This window comes from Bordetella genomosp. 2, from assembly GCF_002261345.1.
Classification (GTDB): Bacteria; Pseudomonadota; Gammaproteobacteria; order Burkholderiales; family Burkholderiaceae_B; genus Bordetella_A.
In genome coordinates this window covers 165,889-189,403 of sequence record NZ_NEVT01000003.1, presented here as the reverse complement: position 1 = coordinate 189,403, position 23,515 = coordinate 165,889, and the positions used below count along the sequence as shown (strand labels likewise).

The following is a 23,515-nucleotide window of genomic DNA, read 5'->3' as shown; positions in this document are numbered from 1 at the left end:
GGCGGTGTCTGACACGCATGGGTGTCAGACACCGATAGATACTGGGCGGCCATCCCGCGCGCAGGCGCCTGGCACCGGCGGGCTGCCAGACGACATGCGGGACACTTTATCCTGGCGCCTACTTCGGCTGCCGCGCCAGGGGCAGCTTGCTGCCGGCGATGGCGCGCTCCAGCAGCACGTCGCGGCGGAAGCGGAACAGCTTGGCGGGCCGGCCGGTGGTGCCGCTGGCCATGTCGCCGGTCTCCTCGACCAGCGCCTGCTGCTCGATCAGGCGGCGGAAATTCTGCTTGTGCAAGCCCCGGCCGGCCAGCGCCTCGACGGTCAGCTGCAATTGCAGCAAGGTGAACTCCGGCGGCATGAGCTCGAAGACCACCGGGCGGTACTTGATCTTGGCGCGCAGCCGGGCAATACCGGTGGCCAGGATGCGGCGATGATCGTGGCGCATCGCCTGGCCGGGCACCAGTTCCGCGGCGGCGGCCTGGCCGCGCCGGGAAGCCTCGGGCACCAGCCCCGCCTCGAACAGCAGCTCATAGCGCTGCAAGACCATGTCCTCGTTCCAGGCGGCGCCTTCCAGCCCGAACGTCAAGGCCGCCCGCTGGCGCCTCTGCGCCTGCGCCGCCCGGTCGGCGCCGGCGCGCGCCCAGGCGCGCAAGCGCGGCGCGATGAACTCGCCGACCAGCGCCGGCACGCCATCGCGATGGTCTTCCCAGGGGAAATAGCGATACCAGTCCTGCCAGCCCACCTGCGCCACGCCGGTGGCGCCCGCTTCGCGGGTCAGCCCCAGATAGCTGACCGAAATCGCGCGCCGCCCCGCGCCGTCGTCGGAACGGTCGCGGTCGGCAAAGGTGTAGAGCTGCTCGACATAACCGAGCGGGTGGTGCGTCTGGGTCTCGACCCAGTCGCGCAAGCCGGCCTGCAGCGAGCGATGCGCCAGTTCGAACGGCCCGGCCGGCAGCGCGCTCGCGTCTTCGGTCGTCAGCACGCGCGGCTGGCCTTGCGTGACGGCCACGAGCACGGCGACGAGTTCGGCGGAAACGGAGCGTTCGATGGGATCGGTCAAGGGCGGGCGCGGCGCAATAGGACGAAGCCTGGATTATAAGAGCCGGCGCCCCGCAACAGCCGCTTGCAAACGACACATGCGGAAAGCGACGCAGGCGCGGCGCCGGCCTAACATGAAGCCATGATGCGGGCAGCGGCATGCGGCCGCGCAGCCCCGCAAACGGAGGCATCATGAACAAGACCGCCCGCCAGGCCGTCCCTGCTGAACATGCGGACGACCGCTGGCCCAAGCAACCCGCCAACGTCAACAAGGGCACCGACACGATGCCCATGCCGGACGAGGCGCCCGACGTCGCGGGCCGCCCCCGGCGGGGCCGCGCGGTCGCCGAGCCCGGCGACCCGGGCGTCATCACGCCCGAGGACGACGTGCTGGATACGTCACACCTGCATCGCCGCAACCGCTGAAGACGCACGGCCCGTTGGTGCACGAAAGCAACGCCGGATTGCATGATTGCCCCGGCGTCATGCGAACCGCGGATGTCCCGCGACCGCGTGGTTCCACGCTGCGCCCGGCTCTTCCAGTCATTGCCTGGACCGGCTAGCATGGCAGCCTTTGCCATGTTGGAGCCCTTGCCTTGTCACTGGAAATCCGCCCCGCCCGACCCGCCGACGCGGCCCAGATCTTCAGCTTCATCAACGAGCTGGCCGAATACGAGCGCGCGGCGCATGAAGTCATCGCCAGCGTCGAGGACGTCGAACGCACGCTGTTCGCGCCCGGCGCGCCGGCCCGCGCCGTGCTGTGCCTGCGCGATGGCGCGCCCATCGGCTTCGCCGTGTATTTCTACAGCTACTCCACCTGGCTGGGGCGCAACGGCATCTACCTGGAAGACTTGTACGTCACCCCCGCCCACCGCGGCACCGGGGCCGGCCGCCTGCTGCTGCGCCACCTGGCCCGCGAAGCCGTGGCCAACCAGTGCGGCCGCCTGGAATGGAGCGTGCTGGACTGGAACCAGCCAGCGATCGACTTCTACCGTTCGATCGGCGCGCAGCCGATGGACGAATGGGTAAGGTACCGCCTGGCGGGCGAGGCGCTGCGGGAGTTCGCGGCCGCCGCCTGACGCGTCTACCCGCGGCGCGCCGCTGCCCCGTGCGCGGCCATCAGGCGATCCAGCGCGTTGCCGAAGGCGCGCCGATCGGCCTGACTGAGCGCCGCCGGGCCACCGGTATCGACGCCGGCATTGCGCAAGTCCTCCATCATGTCCCGCAGGGCCAGGCGCTCGCGTATGGTGTCGGCCGTGTGGCGCTCGCCGCGCGGGTCGAGCACCAGGGCATGCTTGTCCAGCACCTGGGCGGCCAGGGGAATATCCCCGGTAATGACCAAGTCGCCGGCCTGCACATGGTTGACGATATAGGCGTCCGCCACGTCGAAGCCACGCGGCACCTGCACGGCGCGGATCAAGGTCGAGGGCGGCGTGCGCAGCATCTGGTTCGCCACCAGGGTCAGCGGATGCTGCCATCGGTGCGCCGCCCGGTACAGGATGTCCTTGATGACCGCGGGACATGCGTCGGCGTCGACCCAGATATGCACGGCGCTACCCTTTCAGCGCGGCGGCCAGCAAGGTATTGACCAGTTCATTGACGCCCACGCCATCCGCTTCGGCCCTGGCCCGCAAGGCGTCGATGAGCGGCTGGCGCAGCTTCACGGGGAACGCCACCAGCCCGGCGGCCTGGTCCAGCCGGCGCTGCTCGCGGCGGTCCGGCACGGGGGCGCTGCCGGCATAGCGGGCGGGCGGCGCGGCCGCGTTGAGCTTGCCCATCAATTTCAGGGCCTTGGATTTTTCGAGATCGGTCTTTTTCATGGGGTCCGGATAGCGTCGCAGGCCCGCGGCGAATGCGCGGGTGAGTGCTTGTACCACGCCCGGCCCGGCGCGCGTGCCCGGCCGCCCGCGACGGCTACGCCAGGTGGCGCTTGAACCAGTCCAGCGTGCGGCTCCAGGCCAGCTCGGCCGCGGTCTTGTCGTAGCGCGGCGTCGAGTCGTTGTGGAAGCCGTGGTTGGTGCCGGGGTAGATGTAGGCCTCGTAGGTCTTGCCGTTGGCCTTCAGGGCCGCCTCGTAGTCGGGCCAGCCCTTGTTGACATTGGCGTCGTTCTCCGCATAGTGCAGCAGCAGCGGCGCCTGGATCTTGGGCACGTCCTGGGCGCTGGCCTGGCGGCCATAGAACGGCACCGCGGCGGCCAGTTCCGGGTAGGCCACCGCCGCCGCGTTGGCCACGCCCCCGCCGTAGCAGAAGCCCGTGATGCCGACCTTGCCGGTCGCGCCCTCGTAGGCGGCCATGAACTCGACAGCGGCGAAGAAGTCGTTCATCAGCTTTTCGGGATCGACCTGCTTTTGCAGCTCGCGCCCCTTGTCGTCATTGCCCGGGTAGCCGCCCTTGGACGTCAGGCCGTCGGGAGCCAGCGCGATATAGCCGGCCTTGGCCACGCGGCGCGCCACGTCCTCGATGTACGGATTGAGCCCGCGGTTCTCGTGCACCACCACGACGGCGGGCAGCTTGCCGGCCGCCTTGGCGGGCTTGACCAGGTACCCGCGCACCTGGCCATGGCCGCGCGGCGACGGGTACATGATGTATTCGGCGACGATGTCGGGATCGGTGAACGAGACCTGCTGGGCCAGGGCGTAGTCGGGCATCAGCGCGGCCAGCAGGCCGGCCGCCGTGAGCCCGCCGACGGCGAACTTGGCGGAGCGGGCCAGGAACTCGCGCTTGGTGATCTTCCCGTGCACGTAGAAGTCGTACAGCTCGAGCAGTTCCGGGGCGAAGTCTTTGGCGGTCATGCGTGACATGGCGTTCTCCTTGCGGTACTTCCACGGCTGAAGACGGCAACTCGCCGTCGCCTGATTGCACTACAACACGTTGCACTACAACACGTCCGCCGCCGACAAGGCCGGCGTGCCGGCGATACGCTGCGTGATGGCCCGGCAGGCCTCCAGCAGCGGCGCCACATAGGCTGTTTGGGGGTCGTCCTTCTGGCGAAAGCGCAGGGTGCTGACGCTGATGGCGGCCACCGGCACGCCGCCTTCGCCGAACAGCGGCGCCCCGAAGCAATAGATGCCGGCCTCGTTTTCCTCGTCGTCCACGGCCCAGCCGCGCGCGCGCACCTGCTCGAGCTGCCGGCCCAGCGCGGCGAGGTCCTTCACCGTGTTGGGAGTATGGCACGGGAACGGTTGCGGCAGTGTGTCCAGCACGGCTTGGCGGGCCGCGTCGTCCAGCATGGCCAGGTAGGCCTTGCCCACCGCGGTCGAGTGCATGGACACGCTGGTGCCGATGCGGGAGGCCATTTGCACCGCGCTGGGGCTTTCCAGTTTCTCGATGTAGACCATATGGGGGCCGTTGGGCACGGCCAGGTGCACGGTTTCGCCAGTGACGTCGCGCAGGTGCTTGAGATCCTCGACGGCGGCCAGCCGCAGTTCGGAACGCCCCCAGCTGCGGCTGGCGAGCTGGATCAGCCGCGGGCCCAGGGTGAGCCTGCCGGTGCGCGGATGCTCGGCCAGCAGGCGCTCGGCCAGCAGCGCCGCCACGGTGCGGTACACCGTGGGCCGGGGATAGCCGCTGAGCTTGCTGAGCTCGGCCACGGTCATGGGCTCGGGCGTGTCCGCGACCAGCTGCATCAAGTGCATGAACTTGGAGAATGCGGCGGTGCCCGCCACCTGCGCGGCGGGCGGTCGGGAAACGGGCTGGGATCCTGGCATGGCTGGACGCGTGGAATGACGGAAACGGCGGGCGCGGCGCGGCGCCTGGCGCCATTATCCCCGCAAATGCGCGGCGCCGTACATGGCCCGGCGCCGCCCGGGCCGCTCAGGCGACCAGGTAGCCGCCATCGACCGGCAGGATCACGCCTGTCATGAACGCCGCGGCCGGCGCGCACAGGAACGCCACCGCCTCGGCCACGTCCTGCGGCCGCCCCCAGCGCCCCAGCGGCGTGCGCGCCAGGATGGGGCCGGAACGCTGCGGGTCGTCCTGCAGCGCCTGCGTCAGCGGCGTGGCGATCCAGCCGGGCGCCACGGCGTTGACGCGGATGCCGTCGGCCGCATAGGCCAGCGCCAGCGACTTGGTCAACTGCGCCACCCCGCCCTTGCTGGCGGCATAGGCGGGCACCAGCGAGCCGCCGAAGAAACTGAGCATCGAGGCGGTGTTGACGATGCACCCGCCGCGGCCGGCCAGCCGCTCGCGCGCGGCGCTGCACACCCGCATGGTGCCGGTGAGATTGATCGCCAGCACCTGCTCGAAGACGACGGGATCGTGCTCGGCGCCGCGCCGGATGATGCCGGCGCAATTGACGACGATGTCCAGCGCGTCCAGGCCCCGCATCAGCGCCTGCACGTCATCGGCATGGCTGACGTCGCCGATGCGCACCTCGATGCCGGGGTCGAGTTCGGCGGCGTCGGACGCCAGCCCGGCGGCGATGGTGCGCGCGCCCAGCGCCGCCAGGCGGTTGGCGATAGCCGCGCCGATGCCCTGCGTCGCGCCGGTGACCAGCGCCGTCTTGCCGGCAAACAGATCTGCTTGGTAGGTCATCGCGCTCGCTCAGAAAGTGCCGGGATAGGCGCCGCCGTCGGCCAGCACATTCTGGCCGGTGACATAGGCCGCGTGGACGCTGCAGAGGAAGGCGCAGATGGCGCCGAACTCCTCGGCATTGCCGAAGCGGCCGGCGGGAATCCCGGCCTGGCGGGCGGCCCGCACGGCCGCGATGTCCTGGCCCGACTTGCTGGCGGCGATCGCCATCCCGGAGCGCAGGCGGTCGGTATCGAACGCGCCGGGCAGCAGGTTGTTGATGGTGACGCCGCGCGCCGCGATGCCGCTGCGCGCCACCCCTGCGACGAAGCCGGTCAGGCCGCTGCGGGCGCCGTTCGACAGGCCCAGCACGTCGATCGGCGCTTTGACCGCGCTGGAGGTGATGTTGACGATGCGGCCGAAGCCGCGCTCGGCCATGCCGTCGACGGTGGCCTTGATCAGCGCGATCGGCGCCAGCATGTTGGCTTCGATGGCGCGCAGCCAGTGCTCCTGCTCCCAGTCGCGGAAGTCGCCCGGCGGCGGCCCGCCGGCGTTGGTGACCACGATGTCGTAGTCGGGCTGCGCCGCGAATACCGCGTCGCGCCCCTGCGGCGTGGTGATATCGGCGGCGACCGCCTTCACGAAACTGTCGCCGCGCGGGCGCTCCCGCAACAGCCGCTGTTCGGCGGCCGCCAGGTCCTCCGCTCCGCGCGCGACGATCACGACGTTCACGCCCTCGCGCACCAGGGCCAGGGCGCAGCCATAGCCCAGCCCCTTGCTCGCGCCGCCCACCAGGGCCGTGCGGCCCGCGATACCCAGATCCATCTCTGCTCCCTTTGACGCGGCCCGCCTACTGGCGCATGCCGAACTTCTCGATCAGGCTCTTGAACGTGGCGTTGTCGCGCTCCATGAGCGCGGTGAAGGCCCGCTGGTCCGCCACCACATAGCCGAGGTTCTGCTCGGCCATGAACTTCTTCAGGCTGTCCTCGGCGGCCGCCTTGCGGAACGCGGCGCCCAGCGTGTCCAGCACCGGCTGCGGCGTGCCCTGGGGCGCGGCAATGCCGCGCCACGTGCCGATGGACAAATCGATATTGCGTTCCTTCAACGTCGGCACATTCTCGAAACCGGCCACCCGCTGGTCCGCCATCACCGCCAGGGTCTTGAGCTTGCCGGCCTTGACATACTGGATCACTTCCGCGGGGCTCACGGCCACCGCGTCGATATGGCCGCCCAGCAGGGCCAGCACCGCCGGATTGCCGCCGTTGAAGGGAATGTGGTTGAACTTGGCGCCCGTCTTGTCCTCCAGCGCGGCCGCCGCCAGGTGCCAGATCGAGCCGATGCCGGCGTTGCCAACCTGCATCATCTCGGGCTTGGCGCGCGCCGCGTCGAGGAACTCCTCGATGGTGTTGTAGGGCGAGTCGGCGGCCACGGTAATCGCCGACGGGTCGGCATTGAGCTGGATGATGGGCGTGAACTTCTCGTAGGTGGTCTTGGTCAGCCCCAAGTGCGGGATGATCACCATGTCGGCCGTCACCAGCGCCAGCTTGTAGCCATCGGGCTTGCTGTTGGCCACCTCGGTCAGGCCGATGCCGCCCGCCGCGCCGGGTTTGTTCAGCACCACGATCGGCTCCGGCAAGTGCGCGCGCGACGCATCCGACATGGCGCGCGCCATCGCGTCGGTGCCGCCGCCGGCGGCGAACGGCACGACCAGCTCGATCGAATGGCTGGGAAAATCCGCCGCCTGCGCCGCCGGGACGGCGGCCAGCACGGCGGCCCCGCCAAGCAGCACAGGCAACAAGCAGCGATTGAACGCACGACGGTTCATGATGTCTCCGATTCAGGTTTTATTGCTTTAGGGGATCGGCGCGGGGAATCCCGTCACCGGATGAATTGCCGCACATAGTCTTCGCCCAGGCCCACGTCGACGAAATGCCTGCGGCACATGTCGATCTTGGTGAAGACATCCTCGTAGCCCATGCCCTTGCCCCAGGGGTCGGTGTAATACATGATCCCGTTGACCTGGAAATACGTGATCATTTCCTCGACATCGGGCGGCACGTACAGCGTGTGCGTCTCGCCGGGCGGCTCGAACACATAGCTGCCCTCGGTGGCTTCCCAATCGTGTTCCAGGTAGCGCCAGCGCCCCTTCAGCACGAAGCCATGTACGGCCTGCGGATGCCGGTGGCGGCTCAGCACGCCGGACTTGCGCACCCGCAGCAGGTTCATCCAGTAGCCCTGGCTGGCGTTCAGGCACAGCGGCCGGAACCACACGTTCTCGGCCTGCGGCACCCAGAGGCGCTCGTCGGTGGGGATGGCGTTGGGCACCACCAGTTCCGGCAACGCCTCGGGCGGGTTGGGATGCTGGTACGGCATCATGGGGTCGGCATCGGGCCGGTCGACTGGCATGCTTGCGTCCTTGTCTATATTATGGACAATATGTTTATGTAATGGACAAAGTATAGACAGTGGCGCCCGGACGGTGATGCCAGGGCTTACCCTAAGCTGCAGCACAGCATGGAACCCGTGGATCCGGCGCGGCGCGGGAATCCCTATACTGGTGCGCCCTCCTCCCACCACCGACGGCGGCCCCGATGCCTTCCCTGCACATGTTCCTGCTGTTCCTGGCTGCCGACCTCGCCCTCAAGCTGACGCCGGGGCCGGACATGGCCCTGACCCTGACGCGCGGCATGACGCAAGGCTTCCGCATCGCCTGGCTGAGCGTGCTGGGCACCTTCGCCGCCGGGGCGGTGCAGATTCCCCTGGTAGTGCTGGGCCTGGCCGCCGTGTTCCAGGAGTCGCCCCGGCTGTTCCTGGCCGTGAAGCTGATGGGCGCGTGCTACCTGGTCTACCTGGGCATCCGCGCCATCCTGCGCAGCCGCCAGCCGCAGGCATTGGCGGCAGTGGCCGCGCGCGGCGAAGGACGGGCCGTGTTCATCCAGGGGTTCCTGACCAACCTGCTCAATCCCAAGGTCTTCATTTTCCTGATCGCCTTCCTGCCGCAGTTCACCGATCCCGCGCGCGGGCCGGTCTGGCAGCAGATGCTGTTCCTGGCCTGCTTCTCCAAGCTGTTCGGCCTGTGCTCCGGCGCCACCTTCGCCTACGGCGCGGCCCGCATCCGCCACTGGCTGGTGCGCAACCGCTGGTTCCTGCGCGCCCAGCAGGCCACCCTGGGGGTCACCATGATCGCGATCGCGGGGTATCTCATCTTCAACCGGGACCCGGCGCCCGGCAGGTGACAGGCCGCGACGCCGGGCCGCGCCGGGGTCCCCGAGTTTTCTCGCCCTGAGGTCCTGAGGTGTCTGACACCCCACGCGACAAGCGTGGCCAGCCCCGGGCGTGCCACGGGGTGTCAGACACTGGCATCTTGCTGCGGTATCAGGCCAGCATGGCTTTGCTCGGGCAACGCCGCATCAGGCAGTCCGGCGCAGCTCATCGAGCGCCCCGCGCAAGCGCACGAAGGCCGTGCGCCCCAGCTCCAGCGGCTGCGCGCCGTTGAGGAAATCGACCCGCGCCGACAGATTGCCCTCTGCCACCACCTTGCCCACCTGCTCCAGGTTGACCACGATGGACCGCGACACCTGCGCAAAAGGCAGCGTCGCCAGCTGCGGCAGCAGGCCTTTCAGGGTGGCGTGCATCAGCACGGTTTCCCCGCCCTCGGCATGCAGCTGCACATAGTCGCGCTGCGCGACCAGCGCCGCCAGCGACTGCACGCGGATGATCCGGCTTTGCCCCTGGTTGCGGATGGTCAGGAACGGCGTATCCGTCCAGGGGCGGTTCAGGCGGGCATACAAGCGCTGGATGGTCGTGCGCAGCCGCTCGATATCGACCGGCTTGAGCAGATAGTCGACCGCGTCCACGTCGAAGGCGCGCGTAGCATAGGGAGCATGGGCCGTGACGAACACCACGCACGGCTTGCAGTTGAGCGAGGCCAGCACATCGAACGAATTGCCCCGCGTGAGCTCGATATCCAGGAACACCACATCGGGCTGGTGCAGGTTGATGCACTCGATCGCGGTAGTCACGCCCCCGGCCTCGTCCACCACCCGTGGTCCATCCAGGGACTCGATGAGCCGGCGCAAGTACCGGCGGGCGGGAGCTTCATCATCGACGATCACGATACGCAGCATGGCTCGGCCCGCGGGGGTTGGAGGGCGAAGAGCAGCATTGTCGTCGAAAATGCGGGCAAAAGAGAAGCGCCAGGGGCGCGGCGCAGTAGAATTTCCGTGGGGAGAGGCGCGGGCCGGGCAAGTTCGCCAGGCCCGCGCGATGGTCAGCAAGGGTTTCATCCGCAGGCACCTGTCTTGCACACCACGGGAAGCAGATCCATGACACAGACATCCACCGCATCACAGCCGGCCCGGCCATTGCAGATCGATGACATCACCGTCATCGACAACACCAAGCTGAAGAAGGCCGTCACGGCGGCCGCCCTGGGCAATGCCATGGAGTGGTTCGACTTCGGCGTCTATGGTTTCGTGGCCTTCGCGCTGGGCAAAGTGTTCTTCCCGGACGCCTCGCCCGCCGTGCAGACCATCGCCGCGCTGGGGACGTTCTCGGTGCCCTTCCTGGTCCGCCCGCTGGGCGGCGTGTTCTTCGGCCTGATGGGCGACCGCTTCGGCCGGCAGAAAGTGCTGTCGCTCACCATCATCATCATGGCGATCAGCACCTTCTGCATCGGCCTGATCCCCTCGTACGCCGCCATCGGCCTGTGGGCGCCGATCCTGCTGCTGCTGTGCAAACTGGCCCAGGGCTTCTCGGTGGGCGGCGAATACACCGGCGCGGCCATCTTCGTGGCCGAGTATGCGCCCGACCGCCGGCGCGGCTTCCTCGGCAGTTGGCTGGACTTCGGCTCCATCGCCGGTTTCGTGCTGGGCGCGGGGCTGGTGGTGCTGCTGCAGTCCACGCTCGGCGAACAGGCCTTCCTCGACTGGGGCTGGCGCGTGCCGTTCTTCGTGGCCGGGCCGCTCGGACTGCTGGGCCTGTACCTGCGCCACGCCGCCGAAGAAACCCCGGCCTTCACGGAACAGCTGGCGAAGATGGAAAAAGAAGACCGCGACGCGGTGCAAGAACGGCCGTCCGTATCGTTCCGCGAGGTCTTCTCCAAGTACCGCAAGGCCCTGCTGGTCTGCATCGGCATGGTGCTGGTGACCAACATCACCTACTACATGCTGCTGACCTACATGCCCACCTACCTGTCCAGCAGCCTGGGCTATTCCGAAGAGCACGGCGTGCTGATCATCGTCGTGGTCATGATCGGCATGCTGTTCGTGCAGCCGGTGGTGGGCTTCTTCAGCGACAAGGTCGGCCGCAAGCCTTTCCTGCTGACCGGCAGCGTCGGCCTGCTGCTGCTGGCGCTGCCCGCCTACCAGTTCATCGGCACCGACAACACCGGCCTGATCTTCCTGGGCCTGCTCATCATCGCGGTGCTGCTGAACTGCCTGACCGGCGTCATGGCCTCCACCCTGCCCGCGCTGTTCCCCACCCGCATCCGCTACAGCGCCCTGGCCAGCTCATTCAATGTGGCGATCATCATCGCCGGCCTGACCCCGACCGTGGCGGCCTGGCTGGTGGAAGGAACCGGCAACCTGATGATGCCCGCCTTCTACCTGATGGCGGCGGCCGTCGTCGGCCTGATCACCTCGTTCTTCCTGCCCGAGACCGCCAACCGCCCGCTGCGCGGCGACACCCCCAACGCCTCCAGCCGGCGCGAAGCGAAGCTGCTGCTGCAGCAAGCCTACGCCCACATCGAGGAAAACCTCCAGGAAGTCGAGGAAGAGATCGCCGAACTGGAGCAAATGCTGGAAGCCCTGCGGCAGCGGCGCCAGCGGCTGGTGGACAGGCATCCGCATCTGGAGTGAGGCATTCTTTTTTATTGATTCGCGCTGGCATGCGGGAGCGCTCCTGCGCCCGCCGCTGCTACCGGAACATAGAAGAGCCCATCAGCCTGAAGCATGCAGCCCCGCCAGCCAGCATCGCGCATATCGTGGCAGGGCAGCTTTCCCGCACCCTATCGGTGCGGATCAGGTCTGGACCATAGGCGCAGTCGTGCGCTGGCGCAAGCTGCTCCGGACTCCCCACACCAGCAAGACGGCCGTCAAGAGCAGCACCCACATACTGATGGGGCGCTCGATGAAGGTCTGGAAGCTGCCGCGTGAAAGCAGCATGGCGCGCCGGAAGTTTTCCTCCAGCATCGGGCCCAGCACGTAGCCGAGCAGCAACGGAGCGGGCTCGAAACCAAGCACCCGCATTACATAGCCGGCGATGCCGAACACCAGAACTGCGTAGACATCGAAGACATTGTTGTTGACTGCATAGGTGCCGATGCAGATGAACATCACGATCGCCGGGTAGAGGATGTGATACGGGATCGTCAATACCCGGACCCACAAGCCGATCATCGGCACGTTCAGGATCACCAGGACGATGTTGCCAATCCAGAAGCTCATCACCAGACCCCAGAACATATCGGGGTGTTCGGTCAGCATTTGCGGGCCGGGCTGGATGCCGTGGATCATCAACGCGCCAATGATCAGCGCCATCGTCACGCTGCCGGGAATGCCGAGTGTCATTGTCGGGATGAAGGAGGCCTGATCCGATGCGTTGTTGGCTGACTCCGGCGCCATGATCCCCTCGATTGCACCATGACCGAAGCGTTCGGGCGTCTTGGAAGTCCGCTTCTCAAGCGCATACGCCATGAAGGCGGCCACGGTCGGGCCCACGCCGGGCAACACGCCGAAGAATGATCCCAGGCCCGATCCGCGAGCCATTGGCCCCCACGAGCGCTTGATTTCGTCACGGGTGGGCAGCATGGCTTTCATCGATACGTCGATCTTGCGTCCAGCCGCCTTCACATGGTTGATGCTGGCGATAATCTCGGTTACGCCGAACAAGCCCATGGCAAGCGCGACGATCTGCACGCCATCCTGGAGTTCGGGAAATCCGAAATCGAAGCGCGCAACGCCCGAATTGACATCGGTACCGACCATGCCCAGCAGCACACCGCCGACGACCATCGTGATGGCCTTGATCGCCGAACCGGACGACACCACAGAGGCCGCCACCAGCCCCAGCACCATGATCGCAAAGTACTCGGCGGGGCCGAACTTGAACGCGACCTCCGCAACGAGCGGCGAGAACAGCATCATCATCACGATGCCAACGGTGGCCCCGTAGAACGAGGCCACGGTCGTCATCAACAGCGCAACACCGGCCCTCCCCTGCTTGGCCATGGGAAACCCATCCAGACACGTCACGGCATTGGCTGGCGTTCCGGGAAGATTCAGCAGGATCGAGGCCGTCGAGCCGCCGTACGTGCTGCCGTACCAGATACCGGCCAACATGATCAGCGCGGCGGTGGGCTCCAGGACGTAGGTGATCGGAAACAGCAGCGACATCGTCGCCAATGTCCCCACGCCCGGGATCACCCCTATCAGCGTACCCAGCGAAACCCCGACGAAGCACCAGAGAAGATTGTTCCAGTCGAGCGCGGTCGTCAGACCCAACACGACGTTGTCAAGCAGTTCCATCTTTGAGTTCCCCTACCACGGCCATGCGAAGGTTGGCAGGATTACCCCCAGCCCGATTTTGAAGACCAGAGTAGCCCCGATGGAAAGCGCCCCGGCCAGGATCAACGAACCGCGCCAAGACAGCTTGCAATCCGCAAGACCGGCAAGGACACTCTGCGCGATGATCGCGGGCACCAAGCCGAATGGCAGGATCAGCAAGGCGAATGCGAGCACCGAAATACTGATCCAGAACAGCGGCCTCACCTCGACCTTGGGCATGGGCCCTGCACGCCGCAGCGCGGGGATCCATATCATGAATCCGCACAGCACCAAGAGGCCGCCTACGAGGGCGGGGAAGAAGCCTGGACCCATCCGGTCGGCCGTACCGACGGTAAACGCAGTCAATGAGTGGTACATCGCTGCAGCCCCGGCAAGCGTGGTCAATCCGCCACCGATCAAATCCCGGTAGTCGACTCTACGCATGCAGTTATCTCCTTGGAATATTCTCGAACACCGTTCCGCTCGAATGCGCGAAACTGAGATCGCAGATGTTCCTTTTGGCCGCTTCCCTGCGTCAAGTTACCTTTTCCTAACCATTTGGCCATGTTTCGGCTTTTCGAGGCTCGATCCTCATGAAACACTCGGCCGTGGAACGGCGTCGATGATGCAACTGCGCCAGCAGATTCATCATCGACAGCAGGGCTGCCGATCATTCATGCGGGCCGTGGAAAAATCGGAAAATGCACTGCCATGCTGAGCCCAGGGTTGGCGTCAGATAATCCAAACCTGTTGCGTGGTCCTGCTACGGGAGCCCGTCCCACGACCCCAATGCATGGGCTATTGCGAGGTGGCCAACAGGGAGCGGCCGAGCTTCGACGTAAGCGGGATCTGGCCCACGCGCTCGGTTCCGGGTGGCGGACGCATTCGGACCGGCTGGCGAGGCGTGGTTCCAAGAAACGCAAAAAAAGCCCTTTATTATCAAGGGCTTTTCTGAATTCTTGGCGGACAGAGGGGGATTCGAACCCCCGATACGCTTATCACGTATACACGCTTTCCAGGCGTGCGCCTTCAACCACTCGGCCACCTGTCCTGATCGGGATGCGTTCGCGGCGGGTACCGGGCGGGCCGGGTGCGCACGAATGCGAATCCGCGATTCTAGCAGAACGGCGGGATAGTGACAGCCGGATGTGATCCGATGAATAAGGGGACACATGAGAGCGCAGCGGGCGGAAGGGGAAAGGTGTCAGACACCCAAGAGAGGCTCTTTGCCTGGGCAATCCGCCTCAAAGGGTGTCTGACACCTGCGAGGGCTACGCCTGGGAGGACGTGTGCATCTTGCTGCTGATGTAGGTGTCAGACACCCCTTTAAATACGGTTGGCAAGCAACGAGCATCTCATGGGGTGTCTGACACCCGCCCTACAAGCAACACGCTGCCCAAAGAAATGCCCGACACCCGCTCGCGCCCCCGCCGGCGCCGCGCTTCAATTCCCCTCGCGATACGTATTCGTCGGGTTCACTTCCCGGTAGGCGCTGACGGTGCCGTCCGGCTCGGTTTCTTCCAGGCGCACCTTGAAGCCCCACAGCCGGCCCAGGTGCTTCATGACCTGATCGGCGTCCTCGCCGGCCAGCGGACGGCCGCGGGTCTGCAAGTGGCGCAGCACCAGGGAGCGGTCAGACTCGCGGCGGTAGCGCACGATCTGGATGTCGGGCACCTGGTTGTCGCGGTTGTGCTGCTCCGCCAGCAGCTTGCGGATCTGCCGGTAGCCCTCGTCGTCGTGGATGGCGGCTACTTCCAGCACGGGGCTGGCCTGGTGGTCGGCGATGGCGAAGAAGCGGAATTCGCGGATCAGGCGCGGCGACAGGTACTGGGAAATGAAGGACTCGTCCTTGAAGTTCCGCATGGCGAAGTCCAGGGTCTTCAGCCAGTCGCTGCCGGCGATGTCCGGGAACCACTGCCGGTCCTCCGGGGTGGGCGATTCGCAGATGCGGCGAATGTCCGACATCATGGCGAAGCCCAGCGCATAGGGGTTGATGCCGCCATAGCCGCGCTCGTCGAAGCCGCGCTGGCTGACGACGTTGGTGTGGCTCTGCAAAAACTCCATCATGAAGCCGTCGGTGACCAGGCCTTTCTGGTGCAGGCGGTTCAGGATGGTGTAGTGCCAGAAGGTGGCCCAGCCTTCGTTCATGACCTTGGTCTGGCCCTGCGGGTAGAAGTACTGGGCGATCTTGCGCACGATGCGCACCAGTTCCTTTTGCCACGGTTCGAGCTTGGGCGAGTGCTTCTCGATGAAGTACAGCAGGTTTTCTTCGGGCTCGGGCGGGAAGACGGTGCGGCGCCGCTCTTCGGCGGGGTCGGAGTCGACCTGCGGCAGGGTGCGCCACAGGTCGTTGTACTGCAGGCGGGCATGTTCCTCGCGCTCGGCCTGGCGCTGCGCTTCTTCCTTGTAGGAAACCGGCGCGGGCCGCTTGTAGCGGTCCACCCCGTGCGGGGTGAGCGCATGGCAGGAATCCAGGATGGCCTCCACGGCGTCGATGCCGTAGCGGCTTTCGCAGTCCATGACGTACTTGCGGGCGAACACCAGGTAGTCGAGGATGCTGTCCGCGTCGGTCCATTGGCGGAACAGATAATTGCCCTTGAAGAACGAATTGTGGCCGTAGCAGGCGTGCGCGATCACCAGCGCCTGCATCGCCATGGAATTCTCTTCCATCAGGTACGAGATGCAGGGGTTGGAGTTGATCACGATCTCGTAGGCCAGGCCCTGCATGCCGCGCCGGTAGAACTGCTCGTTGCGGATGAATTCCTTGCCGTACGACCAGTGCGGGTAGCCGATGGGCAGCCCCGCCGACGCATAGGCGTCGAGCATCTGCTCGGACGTGATCACCTCGATCTGGTTCGGGTAGGTATCCAGGCCGAATTCCTCGGCCACTTCGGCGATGGCTTCGTCATAGCGCTGGATGAGTTCGAACGTCCACTCTGAACCTTCGGAAAGGGGCCGGGCCTTCCCAAGGGCCTCCAGCTCGGCACGAGAGCCCACGATGGCATTCATGCTGTTTCCTTTTTGAACAGATCATGGAACACGGGATAGATCTCGCCGCGTTCGCAGATCCGGCGCATGGCGAAATGCGGCGCCGTTTCCTGCTCGTACTCGGCCCACAGGCTGCTCTTGCGTGCTTCCTGCGAGTCGGGGATTTCGATGTACGCGAAATAGCGCGTGGCCGGCAGCAGGTTCTCGGCCAGGAAGCGCGCGCTCTTGCCCGCGTCGGCGCCGAATGAATCGCCGTCGCTCGCCTGGGCCGCGTACACATTCCAGGCGCTGGGCGGGTAGCGTTCCTGCACGATCTCGTGCATCAGCTCCAGGGCCGACAGCACGATGGTGCCGCCGCTCTTGGGATCGTAGAAGAAGGTCTGCTCGTCGACTTCCTCGGCGTTGTCGGTGTGGCGGATGAACACCACGTCGACGTGCTCGTACTTGCGCGACAGGAACAGGTACAGCAGCGTGAAGAAGCGCTTGGCCAGGTCCTTCTTGCCTTCGTCCATGGAACCGGACACGTCCATCAGGCAGAACATCACCGCGCGCGCCATCGGCATGGCCACGGAAATACGGTTGCGGTAGCGCAGGTCCAGGTCGTCCAGGAACGGCAGGCGTTCCAACCGGTTGGCGCAGTCTTCCACTTCCTGGCGCAGCGCGTCGATCTCGGCTTGCGGCGCGCCGGCGGCAATGGCGGCATCCAGCTTGGCCTGGGCCGCCTCCAGTTCGGCGCGCGCCGCCACGCTCAGCGCCACCCGGCGCGACAACGAGGCCTTGAGCGTGCGGCTGACGCTCAACAAGCTGGGCGAGCCGGTGGTGGTGTAGCCGGCGCGCTGCCATTTCTTCTGGGTGACGTCGCCCAGCTGCGTGCGTATCAGGTGCGGCAGCTCCAGGTCTTCGAAGAACAGGTTGAGGAATTCGGCGCGCGACAGGCTGAAGGTGAACTGGTCCACCGATTCGCCCTCGCCCGGCTCGGAGCCGCCCCCGCCTTCCGAACCGTTGGGGCGCGGGAAGGTATCGCCCTTGGCGAACTCGCGGTTGCCGGGGTGCACCAGCTCGCGGTCGCCCCCCGGGCCATGCCGGAAGTGCGGCTCGGAGATGTCGCGCGCGGGCAGGTTGATTTCCCCGCCCTGGTCCATGTCTTCGATGGACCTTTCGCGCACCAGATCCTGTACGGCCTTGCGGATCTGGTCCTTGTATCGCCTGAGAAAGCGTTCGCGGTTGACCGCGCTTTTATTGCGGCCGTTCAGACGCCGATCGATGAGTGAATTCATGATTCACCTCGCTCAGGATGACTTCCTCACTCTCAAGTACCACTCGCACAGCAGGCGCACCTGCTTCTCCGTGTAGCCCTTGTCGACCATGCGGTCGACGAAGCTCTGGTGCTTGCTCTTGTCCTCGGCCGAAGCCTTGGCGTTGAACGAGATGACAGGCAGCAGGTCTTCGGTGTTCGAGAACATCTTCTTCTCGATCACTTCGCGCAGCTTCTCGTAGCTGGTCCAGGTCGGGTTGCGGCCGGCGTTGTTGGCGCGGGCGCGCAGCACGAAGTTGACGATCTCGTTGCGGAAGTCCTTCGGGTTGGCGATGCCGGCCGGCTTCTCGATTTTCTCCAGTTCGTCGTTCAGCGCGGCGCGGTCGAAGCTTTCGCCGGTTTCCGGGTCGCGGAACTCCTCGTCCTGGATCCAGCAGTCGGCAAAGGTGACATAGCGGTCGAAGATGTTCTGGCCGTACTCGGAATACGATTCCAGGTAGGCGGCCTGGATCTCCTTGCCGATGAATTCGGCATAGCGCGGCGCCAGGTAGCCCTTGATGAAATCCAGGTAGCGCCGGCGGATTTCCTCGGGGTAGTCCTCCCGCCCGATGCGCTGCTCCAGCACGTACATCAGGTGCACCGGGTTGGCGGCCACTTCGGTCTGGTCGTGGTTGAACACGCTGGACAGTATCTTGTACGCGAAGCGCGTCGATACCCCGGTCATGCCCTCGTCGGTGCCGGCGTAGTCCTTGTATTCCTGCAGCGCCTTGGCCTTGGGGTCGACGTCTTTCAGCGACTCCCCGTCATAGACCCGCAGCTTCGAATAGATGCTGGAATTCTCGGGCTCTTTCAGGCGGGTCAGCACCGAGAACTGGGCCATCATGTCGAGCGTGCCCGGCGCGCACGGCGCCGTGGCGAGCGAGCTGTTGCGCAGCAGTTTCTTGTAGATCTCGACTTCCTCGGTCACCTGCAGGCAGTACGGCACCTTGACGATGTAGATACGGTCGAGGAACGCCTCGTTGTGCTTGTTGTTGCGGAAGGTCTGCCATTCCGATTCGTTCGAGTGCGCCAGGATCAGGCCATTGAACGGAATGGCGGAGAAACCCTCGGTGCCCTTGAAGTTGCCTTCCTGCGTGGCGGTCAGCAGCGGGTGCAGCATCTTGATGGGCGCCTTGAACATCTCGACGAATTCCAGCAGGCCCTGGTTGGCCAGGCACAGCCCGCCCGAGTAGCTATAGGCGTCCGGGTCGTCCTGCGAGTGGCGGTCGAGCTTGCGGATATCGACCTTGCCGACCAGCGAGGAAATGTCCTGGTTGTTCTCGTCGCCCGGCTCGGTCTTGGCGATGGCGACCTGGCGCAGCACCGAGGGGTTGAGCCGCACCACGCGGAATTGTGAAATATCTCCGTCGAATTCTTTCAGGCGCTTGACCGCCCACGGCGACATGATGCCGGTCAGGTAGCGCCGCGGGATGCCATACTCTTTCTCGAGTGTGTCGCCGAAGCGATCGGGATGGAACAGCCCCAGCGGCGACTCGTTCACGGGCGAACCCTTGAGCGCGTAGATGGGATAGGCTTCCATCAGCGCCTTCAGGCGCTCGGCGATCGACGACTTGCCGCCGCCCACCGGCCCCAGCAGGTAGAGGATCTGCTTGCGCTCTTCCAGCCCCTGCGCGGCGTGCTTGAAGAATGCGACGATCTGGTCGATGACCTCTTCCAGCCCGAAGAATTCCTTGAAGGCAGGGTACCGCCGCACGATCCGGTTGGAAAACAGCCGGGACAGCCGTGGATCGTTGCGGGAATCGATGAGTTCCGGCTCGCCGATCGCCGCCAGCATGCGTTCGGCGGGGCTGGCATAAGCCATGGGGTCTTTCTTGGCCAGTGCCAGGTAGTCCTCGAGAGAGAGCTCGGTTTCCTGGTCTTTCGCGTACAGCGACTTGAAACCTTCGACGATGTTTTGCACGGATAACCTCCTACAGCGCATGGTCGGTTAATAGGTCCGTCATCCCATTGTGTTCCTCATTGCCCATTGCCGCTAGACTTTATGGTAATGGGATCATGCACATCATCTTGATATGTTGCTTTCGCCACACACCATAGATTGGGTCGGGTGGACCTATTTACGATTAGGCCGCCATGCTGTGAAACAAGTTGCATAACGCGCGAAAAGATTCATGCGTGGACGTTTCAAGGCGTAGCGTGCCGCCATGCTTGCCCATGAGGTAGCAAGCCGCGGACCCGCAGCGAAATTGGCAGCCGTGCCTGCCGAGCGCTAGCAGCCAGCGGCGCGCTCGCGCCGCCGCCGGGCTATTTCATGTCATCGAGGCGCGGAGCGGCCAGCATGCGCTCGACATAGCGCGCAATGGTGTCCACTTCCAGGTTGACGCGGTCGCCCGGCTTCACGTTGCGCAGCGTGGTCACCGCCTGGGTGTGCGGAATGATGTTGATACTGATGTCGCATCCGTCAGCGACATCGGTAACGCGGTTGACAGTCAGGCTGATGCCGTTGACCGTGATCGAGCCCTTGTACGCCAGGAAGCGCGCCAGGTGCTGCGGCACGCGGATCACGAGCTCGCGCGACTCGCCGACTTCGGCAAAGCGCAGCACCTCGCCCATGCCGTCGACGTGGCCGGACACCAGGTGGCCGCCGATCTGGTCGCCCACGCGCAGGGACTTCTCCAGGTTGACTTCGCCAAGGCGATCCAGGCCGGTCGTCAGGTTGAGGCTCTCGCGCGAGACTTCGACCTGGAACCGCGGGGCGTCGAGCGCCACGACGGTCATGCAGGCGCCCTGCACGGCGATCGAATCGCCGATGCCGACGTCGCTCAGGTCCAGGCCGCCGGCGTCGATGTCCAGGCGCACGCCGTCCTGCTCGGCGCCGCCGAGCGGTTCGAGGCGCACGATACGGCCCACTGCAGCAACCAGACCGGTGAACATGGAAAATCTCCTGAAAACGATGCAATAAACAATACCCTAGCGGCAGGCGACCGGCTCGCGCAACGCCTGCCAGCGCGCCGGGTCGCGCGCGCGCAGGCGCAGGTCGGCGCCGATGCGCTGGGTATCGGTGAATTCGAAACGCCGGGCGCCTTCCAGGTGCTCGAGCAGCGGCAAGCGCAGCATGGCCGCGGCGTCGCCCAGCAGCACTGGCGCCAGGTACAGCAGCAATTCGTCCACGCAGCCGGCCGACACCAGCGCGCCGGCCAGGCCGGCGCCGGCCTCGACATGGACTTCATTGAATTCGTGCTCGCCCAGCCAGCGCATCATGGCGGGCAGGTCGACCCGGTCGGAATCGCCGTCCGGCAGGGCCACCACGCGCGCATTGCGGCCGGCCAGGCGCTCGGCCTTGGCGGCGTCCGGCCGGGCCGTGAAGACCAGTACTTCGGTGCCGTCGAACAAGCGCGCGTCCTCGGGGATCTCGAAGCGGCCGTCGACCACCGCCTTGCGCGGCGGCCGGGTGGTCAGCACGCCGCGCACATTGAGGCGCGGGTCGTCTTTCAGCACGGTGCCCATGCCGGTCAGCACGACGCAACTGCGCGCGCGCCAGGCATGCCCGTCGGCGCGCGCGGCCTCGCCAGTGATCCATTGCGACACGCCATTGTGCAAGGCGCTGCGGCCGTCCAGCGAGGCGGCCATTTTCACCCATGCCCAGGGGGTGCCGCGGCTCATGCGCGCGACGAAACCGGCGTTGATCTCGAGCGCTTCTTCCAGGCAGACATCGGTGGTGACGGCGATGCCGGCCTCGCGCAGGCGCGCCAGGCCGCGGCCGCCGACCTGCGGGTTGGGGTCGCCCATGGCGACCACCACGCGGGCCGGGCCGGCATCGACCACCGCGTCGGCGCAGGGCGGCGTGCGGCCGAAATGGCTGCAGGGTTCCAGCGTGACGTAGAAGGTGGCGCCGCGCACCGATTCGCCGCGCGCCGCGGCGTCGCGCAAGGCGCGGATCTCGGCGTGCGGGCCGCCGGGCGGCTGGGTGGCGCCCTCGCCCACCACACGGCCGTCGCGCACGATGACGCAGCCGACGCGCGGGTTGGGCGTGGTGGTGTACATGACGGAGCGCGCCAGGGCCAGCGCGCGCCGCATCCAGTAGATATCGTCGGCGTCGGACATGATGGTCACCGCGATTGTATGCGCGGCGGCCGCGGAAGCGGCCGCCGCTGTTTCATTCCTTGCGCAGCTTGCCCGGCAGCTTGGGGCCCTGCATTTCGCGGATGGCGTCGACGAATTCGCCGATATCCTCGAAATTCTTGTAAACCGAGGCGAAGCGCACGTAGGCGACCTTGTCGAGCTTCTTGAGTTCCGCCATGACCAGCTCGCCGATGCGCTCGGTGGAGACCTCGCGCTGGCCGCTGGCCAGCAGGGTTTCCTCGATGCGCGCCACCACGCTGTCGACCTCGTCGGTGCTCACGGGCCGCTTGCGCAGCGCCAGCGCCAGGCTGGCGCGCAGCTTGGCGGTGTCGTAGTCGCTGCGGCTGCCGTTGCGCTTGACTACCGAGGGCATCGCCAGTTCGATGCGCTCGTAGGTGGTGAAACGCTTGTCACAGGACAGGCAGCGGCGGCGCCGGCGGATGGTGTCGCCCTCTTCGGACACCCGGCTGTCTACCACTTGCGTGTCGGCGTTGCCGCAGAATGGGCATCTCATGTGCGCCCCCCATTAGTTTGGCGTATTGTAATGACGCCGGCACCGTGTGTCGGTGCCGGCGCGAAAAATACGCCAAAACGGCGGCCCTGGCCGCCGGGGCCGGGCCGGATCAGCCGCCGTAGACCGGCAGGCGGGCCGTCAGTTCGTTGACGCGGGCGCGCACCGCGGCGATGTTGGCCTCGTCGCGGGGGTTGTCGAGCACGTCGGCGATCAGGTTGGCGGTCAGCTCGGCCTCGGCTTCCTTGAAGCCGCGGGTGGTCATGGCCGGCGTGCCCAGGCGGATGCCGCTGGTCACGAAGGGCTTTTCCGGGTCGTTCGGGATGGCGTTCTTGTTGACCGTGATGTGGGCCTGGCCCAGCACGGCCTCGGCTTCCTTGCCGGTGATGCCCTTGGGACGCAGGTCCACCAGCATCACATGGCTTTCGGTGCGGCCGGACACGATGCGCAGGCCGCGCTTGACCAGGGTCTCGGCCAGCACCTTGGCGTTCTTGGCCACCTGCTCGGCATACAGCTTGAACTCGGGCGACAGGGCTTCCTGGAAAGCCACCGCCTTGGCGGCGATGACGTGCATCAGCGGGCCGCCCTGGATGCCCGGGAAGATGGCCGAATTGATGATCTTCTCGTACTCGGCCTTCATCATGATCACCCCGCCGCGCGGCCCGCGCAGCGACTTGTGGGTGGTCGAGGTGACGAAATCGGCGTGCGGCACCGGGTTGGGATACGCGCCGCCGGCCACCAGGCCGGCGTAGTGGGCAATGTCGACCATCAGCAGCGCGCCGTTGTCGTGGGCGATGCGGGCCAGCCGCTCGAAGTCGATATGCAGGGAATAGGCGGAGGCGCCGGCCACGACCAGCTTGGGCTTGTGCTCCTTGGCCAGCTTCTCGACCTGGGCGTAGTCGAGCACTTCGTTGGCGTCCAGGCCGTACGAGATGAAGTTGTACAGCTTGCCGGAGGCATTGACCGAGGCGCCGTGCGTCAGGTGGCCGCCTTCGGCCAGGCTCATGCCCAGCACGGTGTCGCCCGGCTTGAGCACCGCCATGTACACGCCCTGGTTGGCCTGCGAACCGGAGTTGGGCTGCACATTGGCGGCCTCGGCGCCGAACAGCTGCTTGAGGCGGTCGATGGCGAGCTGCTCGACCACGTCGACGTACTCGCAGCCGCCGTAGTAGCGCTTGCCCGGATAGCCTTCGGCGTACTTGTTGGTGAGCTGGGTGCCCTGCGCCTGCATGACGGCGGGGCTGGCGTAGTTTTCCGACGCGATCAGCTCGATGTGCTGTTCCTGGCGGACTTCTTCTTTCTGGATGGCGGCCCAGACGTCGGGGTCTACCTGGGACAGGGTCAGTTTGCGGTCGAACATGGCGGAGGGTTCCTGGAGCGGCAAAAAGGGGAAAGCCGAAATGCGGGAATGGCCGCTAGTTTACCGCGCCGACCGGCCCCGTCCGCGCCCCGCCGGGGCCGAAAACGCGCAAAATGACGCTTGCGGGCCGCCCAAAAACGCGCAACGCCGCCCAACCCGCAAATCCGCTCAACCCAGCGTGAGGAAC

Annotated in this window: 23 protein-coding genes and 1 tRNA gene; 4 read left to right on the top strand and 20 right to left on the bottom strand. The window is 66.1% G+C overall.

Features of this window, described 5'->3' with window-relative positions; translation table 11 throughout:
* Positions 1 to 118: 118 nt before the first annotated feature.
* Positions 119 to 1,060, bottom strand: a complete 942-nt coding sequence (locus CAL24_RS02935) for an NUDIX hydrolase (protein ID WP_170947018.1) — start codon at positions 1,058 to 1,060, stop codon at positions 119 to 121.
* A gap of 170 nt (positions 1,061 to 1,230) precedes the next feature.
* On the opposite strand from CAL24_RS02935, the gene CAL24_RS02930 reads away from it, so the two are divergent.
* Complete coding sequence (locus tag CAL24_RS02930) at positions 1,231 to 1,464, top strand: hypothetical protein (protein WP_028354870.1); 234 nt, start codon at positions 1,231 to 1,233, stop codon at positions 1,462 to 1,464.
* A 170-nt stretch (positions 1,465 to 1,634) separates the two neighbouring features.
* A complete protein-coding gene (locus CAL24_RS02925) occupies positions 1,635 to 2,117 on the top strand; it encodes a GNAT family N-acetyltransferase (protein ID WP_028354871.1) in 483 nt (160 codons plus the stop codon).
* A gap of 5 nt (positions 2,118 to 2,122) precedes the next feature.
* Here the strand turns inward: CAL24_RS02925 and CAL24_RS02920 are convergent, their stop codons facing one another.
* From CAL24_RS02920 to CAL24_RS02885, 8 genes are all read right to left on the bottom strand, one after another.
* Entirely contained in the window at positions 2,123 to 2,587 is a 465-nt protein-coding gene (locus CAL24_RS02920) for a YaiI/YqxD family protein (RefSeq protein WP_028354872.1), read from the bottom strand.
* 4 nt (positions 2,588 to 2,591) lie between these two features.
* Positions 2,592 to 2,858: a hypothetical protein gene (locus CAL24_RS02915; protein WP_028354873.1), complete on the bottom strand. Its 267-nt coding sequence runs from the start codon at positions 2,856 to 2,858 to the stop codon at positions 2,592 to 2,594.
* A gap of 94 nt (positions 2,859 to 2,952) precedes the next feature.
* Complete coding sequence (gene yghX, locus CAL24_RS02910; protein ID WP_094805685.1) at positions 2,953 to 3,840, bottom strand: YghX family hydrolase; 888 nt, start codon at positions 3,838 to 3,840, stop codon at positions 2,953 to 2,955.
* 75 nt (positions 3,841 to 3,915) lie between these two features.
* Positions 3,916 to 4,746, bottom strand: a complete 831-nt coding sequence (locus CAL24_RS02905) for an IclR family transcriptional regulator (RefSeq protein ID WP_094805684.1) — start codon at positions 4,744 to 4,746, stop codon at positions 3,916 to 3,918.
* A 106-nt stretch (positions 4,747 to 4,852) separates the two neighbouring features.
* Positions 4,853 to 5,572, bottom strand: coding sequence for an SDR family NAD(P)-dependent oxidoreductase (locus CAL24_RS02900; RefSeq protein ID WP_028354876.1), 720 nt, complete (start codon positions 5,570 to 5,572; stop codon positions 4,853 to 4,855).
* A 9-nt stretch (positions 5,573 to 5,581) separates the two neighbouring features.
* Positions 5,582 to 6,373 (bottom strand): SDR family oxidoreductase, encoded by a 792-nt coding sequence (locus tag CAL24_RS02895; RefSeq protein ID WP_094805683.1) that lies wholly within the window; start codon positions 6,371 to 6,373, stop codon positions 5,582 to 5,584.
* Positions 6,374 to 6,398: 25 nt separating this feature from the next.
* On the bottom strand, positions 6,399 to 7,373 hold the full coding sequence (locus CAL24_RS02890; RefSeq protein ID WP_094805682.1) for a tripartite tricarboxylate transporter substrate binding protein: 975 nt from the start codon (positions 7,371 to 7,373) through the stop codon (positions 6,399 to 6,401).
* Between the two features lie 53 nt (positions 7,374 to 7,426).
* On the bottom strand, positions 7,427 to 7,954 hold the full coding sequence (locus CAL24_RS02885; protein WP_028354879.1) for a 2,4'-dihydroxyacetophenone dioxygenase family protein: 528 nt from the start codon (positions 7,952 to 7,954) through the stop codon (positions 7,427 to 7,429).
* 185 nt (positions 7,955 to 8,139) lie between these two features.
* Between CAL24_RS02885 and CAL24_RS02880 the strand changes: the two genes are divergently transcribed.
* Positions 8,140 to 8,784, top strand: coding sequence for a LysE family translocator (locus tag CAL24_RS02880; RefSeq protein WP_170947017.1), 645 nt, complete (start codon positions 8,140 to 8,142; stop codon positions 8,782 to 8,784).
* A gap of 174 nt (positions 8,785 to 8,958) precedes the next feature.
* Here the strand turns inward: CAL24_RS02880 and CAL24_RS02875 are convergent, their stop codons facing one another.
* Entirely contained in the window at positions 8,959 to 9,675 is a 717-nt protein-coding gene (locus tag CAL24_RS02875; protein WP_028354881.1) for a LytR/AlgR family response regulator transcription factor, read from the bottom strand.
* A 198-nt stretch (positions 9,676 to 9,873) separates the two neighbouring features.
* Between CAL24_RS02875 and proP the strand changes: the two genes are divergently transcribed.
* Positions 9,874 to 11,406, top strand: a complete 1,533-nt coding sequence (proP, locus tag CAL24_RS02870; protein WP_094805680.1) for a glycine betaine/L-proline transporter ProP — start codon at positions 9,874 to 9,876, stop codon at positions 11,404 to 11,406.
* 162 nt (positions 11,407 to 11,568) lie between these two features.
* Here proP and CAL24_RS02865 read toward each other — a convergent pair whose 3' ends face one another.
* From CAL24_RS02865 to glyA, 10 genes are all read right to left on the bottom strand, one after another.
* Positions 11,569 to 13,074 carry a tripartite tricarboxylate transporter permease gene (locus CAL24_RS02865; RefSeq protein WP_094805679.1) on the bottom strand — a complete coding sequence of 502 codons (1,506 nt, stop codon included), beginning with the start codon at positions 13,072 to 13,074 and terminating at the stop codon, positions 11,569 to 11,571.
* Between the two features lie 12 nt (positions 13,075 to 13,086).
* Entirely contained in the window at positions 13,087 to 13,536 is a 450-nt protein-coding gene (locus CAL24_RS02860) for a tripartite tricarboxylate transporter TctB family protein (protein ID WP_094805678.1), read from the bottom strand.
* A gap of 516 nt (positions 13,537 to 14,052) precedes the next feature.
* Positions 14,053 to 14,143 (bottom strand) — tRNA-Ser (locus CAL24_RS02855).
* 392 nt (positions 14,144 to 14,535) lie between these two features.
* Entirely contained in the window at positions 14,536 to 16,101 is a 1,566-nt protein-coding gene (locus tag CAL24_RS02850; RefSeq protein WP_028354885.1) for a SpoVR family protein, read from the bottom strand.
* Positions 16,098 to 17,357, bottom strand: coding sequence for a YeaH/YhbH family protein (locus CAL24_RS02845; protein WP_028354886.1), 1,260 nt, complete (start codon positions 17,355 to 17,357; stop codon positions 16,098 to 16,100). Before CAL24_RS02845 ends, CAL24_RS02850 begins: the two co-directional genes overlap by 4 nt.
* 12 nt (positions 17,358 to 17,369) lie before the next feature.
* A complete protein-coding gene (locus tag CAL24_RS02840) occupies positions 17,370 to 19,295 on the bottom strand; it encodes a PrkA family serine protein kinase (protein ID WP_170947016.1) in 1,926 nt (641 codons plus the stop codon).
* Positions 19,296 to 19,639: 344 nt separating this feature from the next.
* Entirely contained in the window at positions 19,640 to 20,269 is a 630-nt protein-coding gene (locus CAL24_RS02835) for a riboflavin synthase (RefSeq protein ID WP_094805676.1), read from the bottom strand.
* A gap of 36 nt (positions 20,270 to 20,305) precedes the next feature.
* Positions 20,306 to 21,439 carry a bifunctional diaminohydroxyphosphoribosylaminopyrimidine deaminase/5-amino-6-(5-phosphoribosylamino)uracil reductase RibD gene (gene ribD, locus CAL24_RS02830; protein ID WP_028354889.1) on the bottom strand — a complete coding sequence of 378 codons (1,134 nt, stop codon included), beginning with the start codon at positions 21,437 to 21,439 and terminating at the stop codon, positions 20,306 to 20,308.
* Positions 21,440 to 21,491: 52 nt separating this feature from the next.
* Positions 21,492 to 21,971, bottom strand: coding sequence for a transcriptional regulator NrdR (gene nrdR, locus CAL24_RS02825; RefSeq protein ID WP_028354890.1), 480 nt, complete (start codon positions 21,969 to 21,971; stop codon positions 21,492 to 21,494).
* Between the two features lie 109 nt (positions 21,972 to 22,080).
* Positions 22,081 to 23,328, bottom strand: a complete 1,248-nt coding sequence (glyA, locus tag CAL24_RS02820) for a serine hydroxymethyltransferase (RefSeq protein ID WP_028354891.1) — start codon at positions 23,326 to 23,328, stop codon at positions 22,081 to 22,083.
* Positions 23,329 to 23,515 lie beyond the last annotated feature (187 nt).

Bases quoted from the DNA above. Each gene is read 5' to 3' on its own strand.
- ribD (WP_028354889.1), bottom strand. From the start codon at position 21,439: ATGTCCGACGCCGACGATATCTACTGGATGCGGCGCGCGCTGGCCCTG.
- CAL24_RS02915 (WP_028354873.1), bottom strand. From the start codon at position 2,858: ATGAAAAAGACCGATCTCGAAAAATCCAAGGCCCTGAAATTGATGGGC.
- CAL24_RS02880 (WP_170947017.1), top strand. From the start codon at position 8,140: ATGCCTTCCCTGCACATGTTCCTGCTGTTCCTGGCTGCCGACCTCGCC.
- CAL24_RS02930 (WP_028354870.1), top strand. From the start codon at position 1,231: ATGAACAAGACCGCCCGCCAGGCCGTCCCTGCTGAACATGCGGACGAC.
- glyA (WP_028354891.1), bottom strand. From the start codon at position 23,328: ATGTTCGACCGCAAACTGACCCTGTCCCAGGTAGACCCCGACGTCTGG.
- CAL24_RS02845 (WP_028354886.1), bottom strand. From the start codon at position 17,357: ATGAATTCACTCATCGATCGGCGTCTGAACGGCCGCAATAAAAGCGCG.
- proP (WP_094805680.1), top strand. From the start codon at position 9,874: ATGACACAGACATCCACCGCATCACAGCCGGCCCGGCCATTGCAGATC.
- CAL24_RS02850 (WP_028354885.1), bottom strand. From the start codon at position 16,101: ATGAATGCCATCGTGGGCTCTCGTGCCGAGCTGGAGGCCCTTGGGAAG.
- CAL24_RS02860 (WP_094805678.1), bottom strand. From the start codon at position 13,536: ATGCGTAGAGTCGACTACCGGGATTTGATCGGTGGCGGATTGACCACG.
- CAL24_RS02875 (WP_028354881.1), bottom strand. From the start codon at position 9,675: ATGCTGCGTATCGTGATCGTCGATGATGAAGCTCCCGCCCGCCGGTAC.
- CAL24_RS02885 (WP_028354879.1), bottom strand. From the start codon at position 7,954: ATGCCAGTCGACCGGCCCGATGCCGACCCCATGATGCCGTACCAGCAT.
- CAL24_RS02905 (WP_094805684.1), bottom strand. From the start codon at position 4,746: ATGCCAGGATCCCAGCCCGTTTCCCGACCGCCCGCCGCGCAGGTGGCG.
- CAL24_RS02890 (WP_094805682.1), bottom strand. From the start codon at position 7,373: ATGAACCGTCGTGCGTTCAATCGCTGCTTGTTGCCTGTGCTGCTTGGC.
- CAL24_RS02900 (WP_028354876.1), bottom strand. From the start codon at position 5,572: ATGACCTACCAAGCAGATCTGTTTGCCGGCAAGACGGCGCTGGTCACC.
- CAL24_RS02865 (WP_094805679.1), bottom strand. From the start codon at position 13,074: ATGGAACTGCTTGACAACGTCGTGTTGGGTCTGACGACCGCGCTCGAC.
- nrdR (WP_028354890.1), bottom strand. From the start codon at position 21,971: ATGAGATGCCCATTCTGCGGCAACGCCGACACGCAAGTGGTAGACAGC.
- CAL24_RS02895 (WP_094805683.1), bottom strand. From the start codon at position 6,373: ATGGATCTGGGTATCGCGGGCCGCACGGCCCTGGTGGGCGGCGCGAGC.
- CAL24_RS02835 (WP_094805676.1), bottom strand. From the start codon at position 20,269: ATGTTCACCGGTCTGGTTGCTGCAGTGGGCCGTATCGTGCGCCTCGAA.
- yghX (WP_094805685.1), bottom strand. From the start codon at position 3,840: ATGTCACGCATGACCGCCAAAGACTTCGCCCCGGAACTGCTCGAGCTG.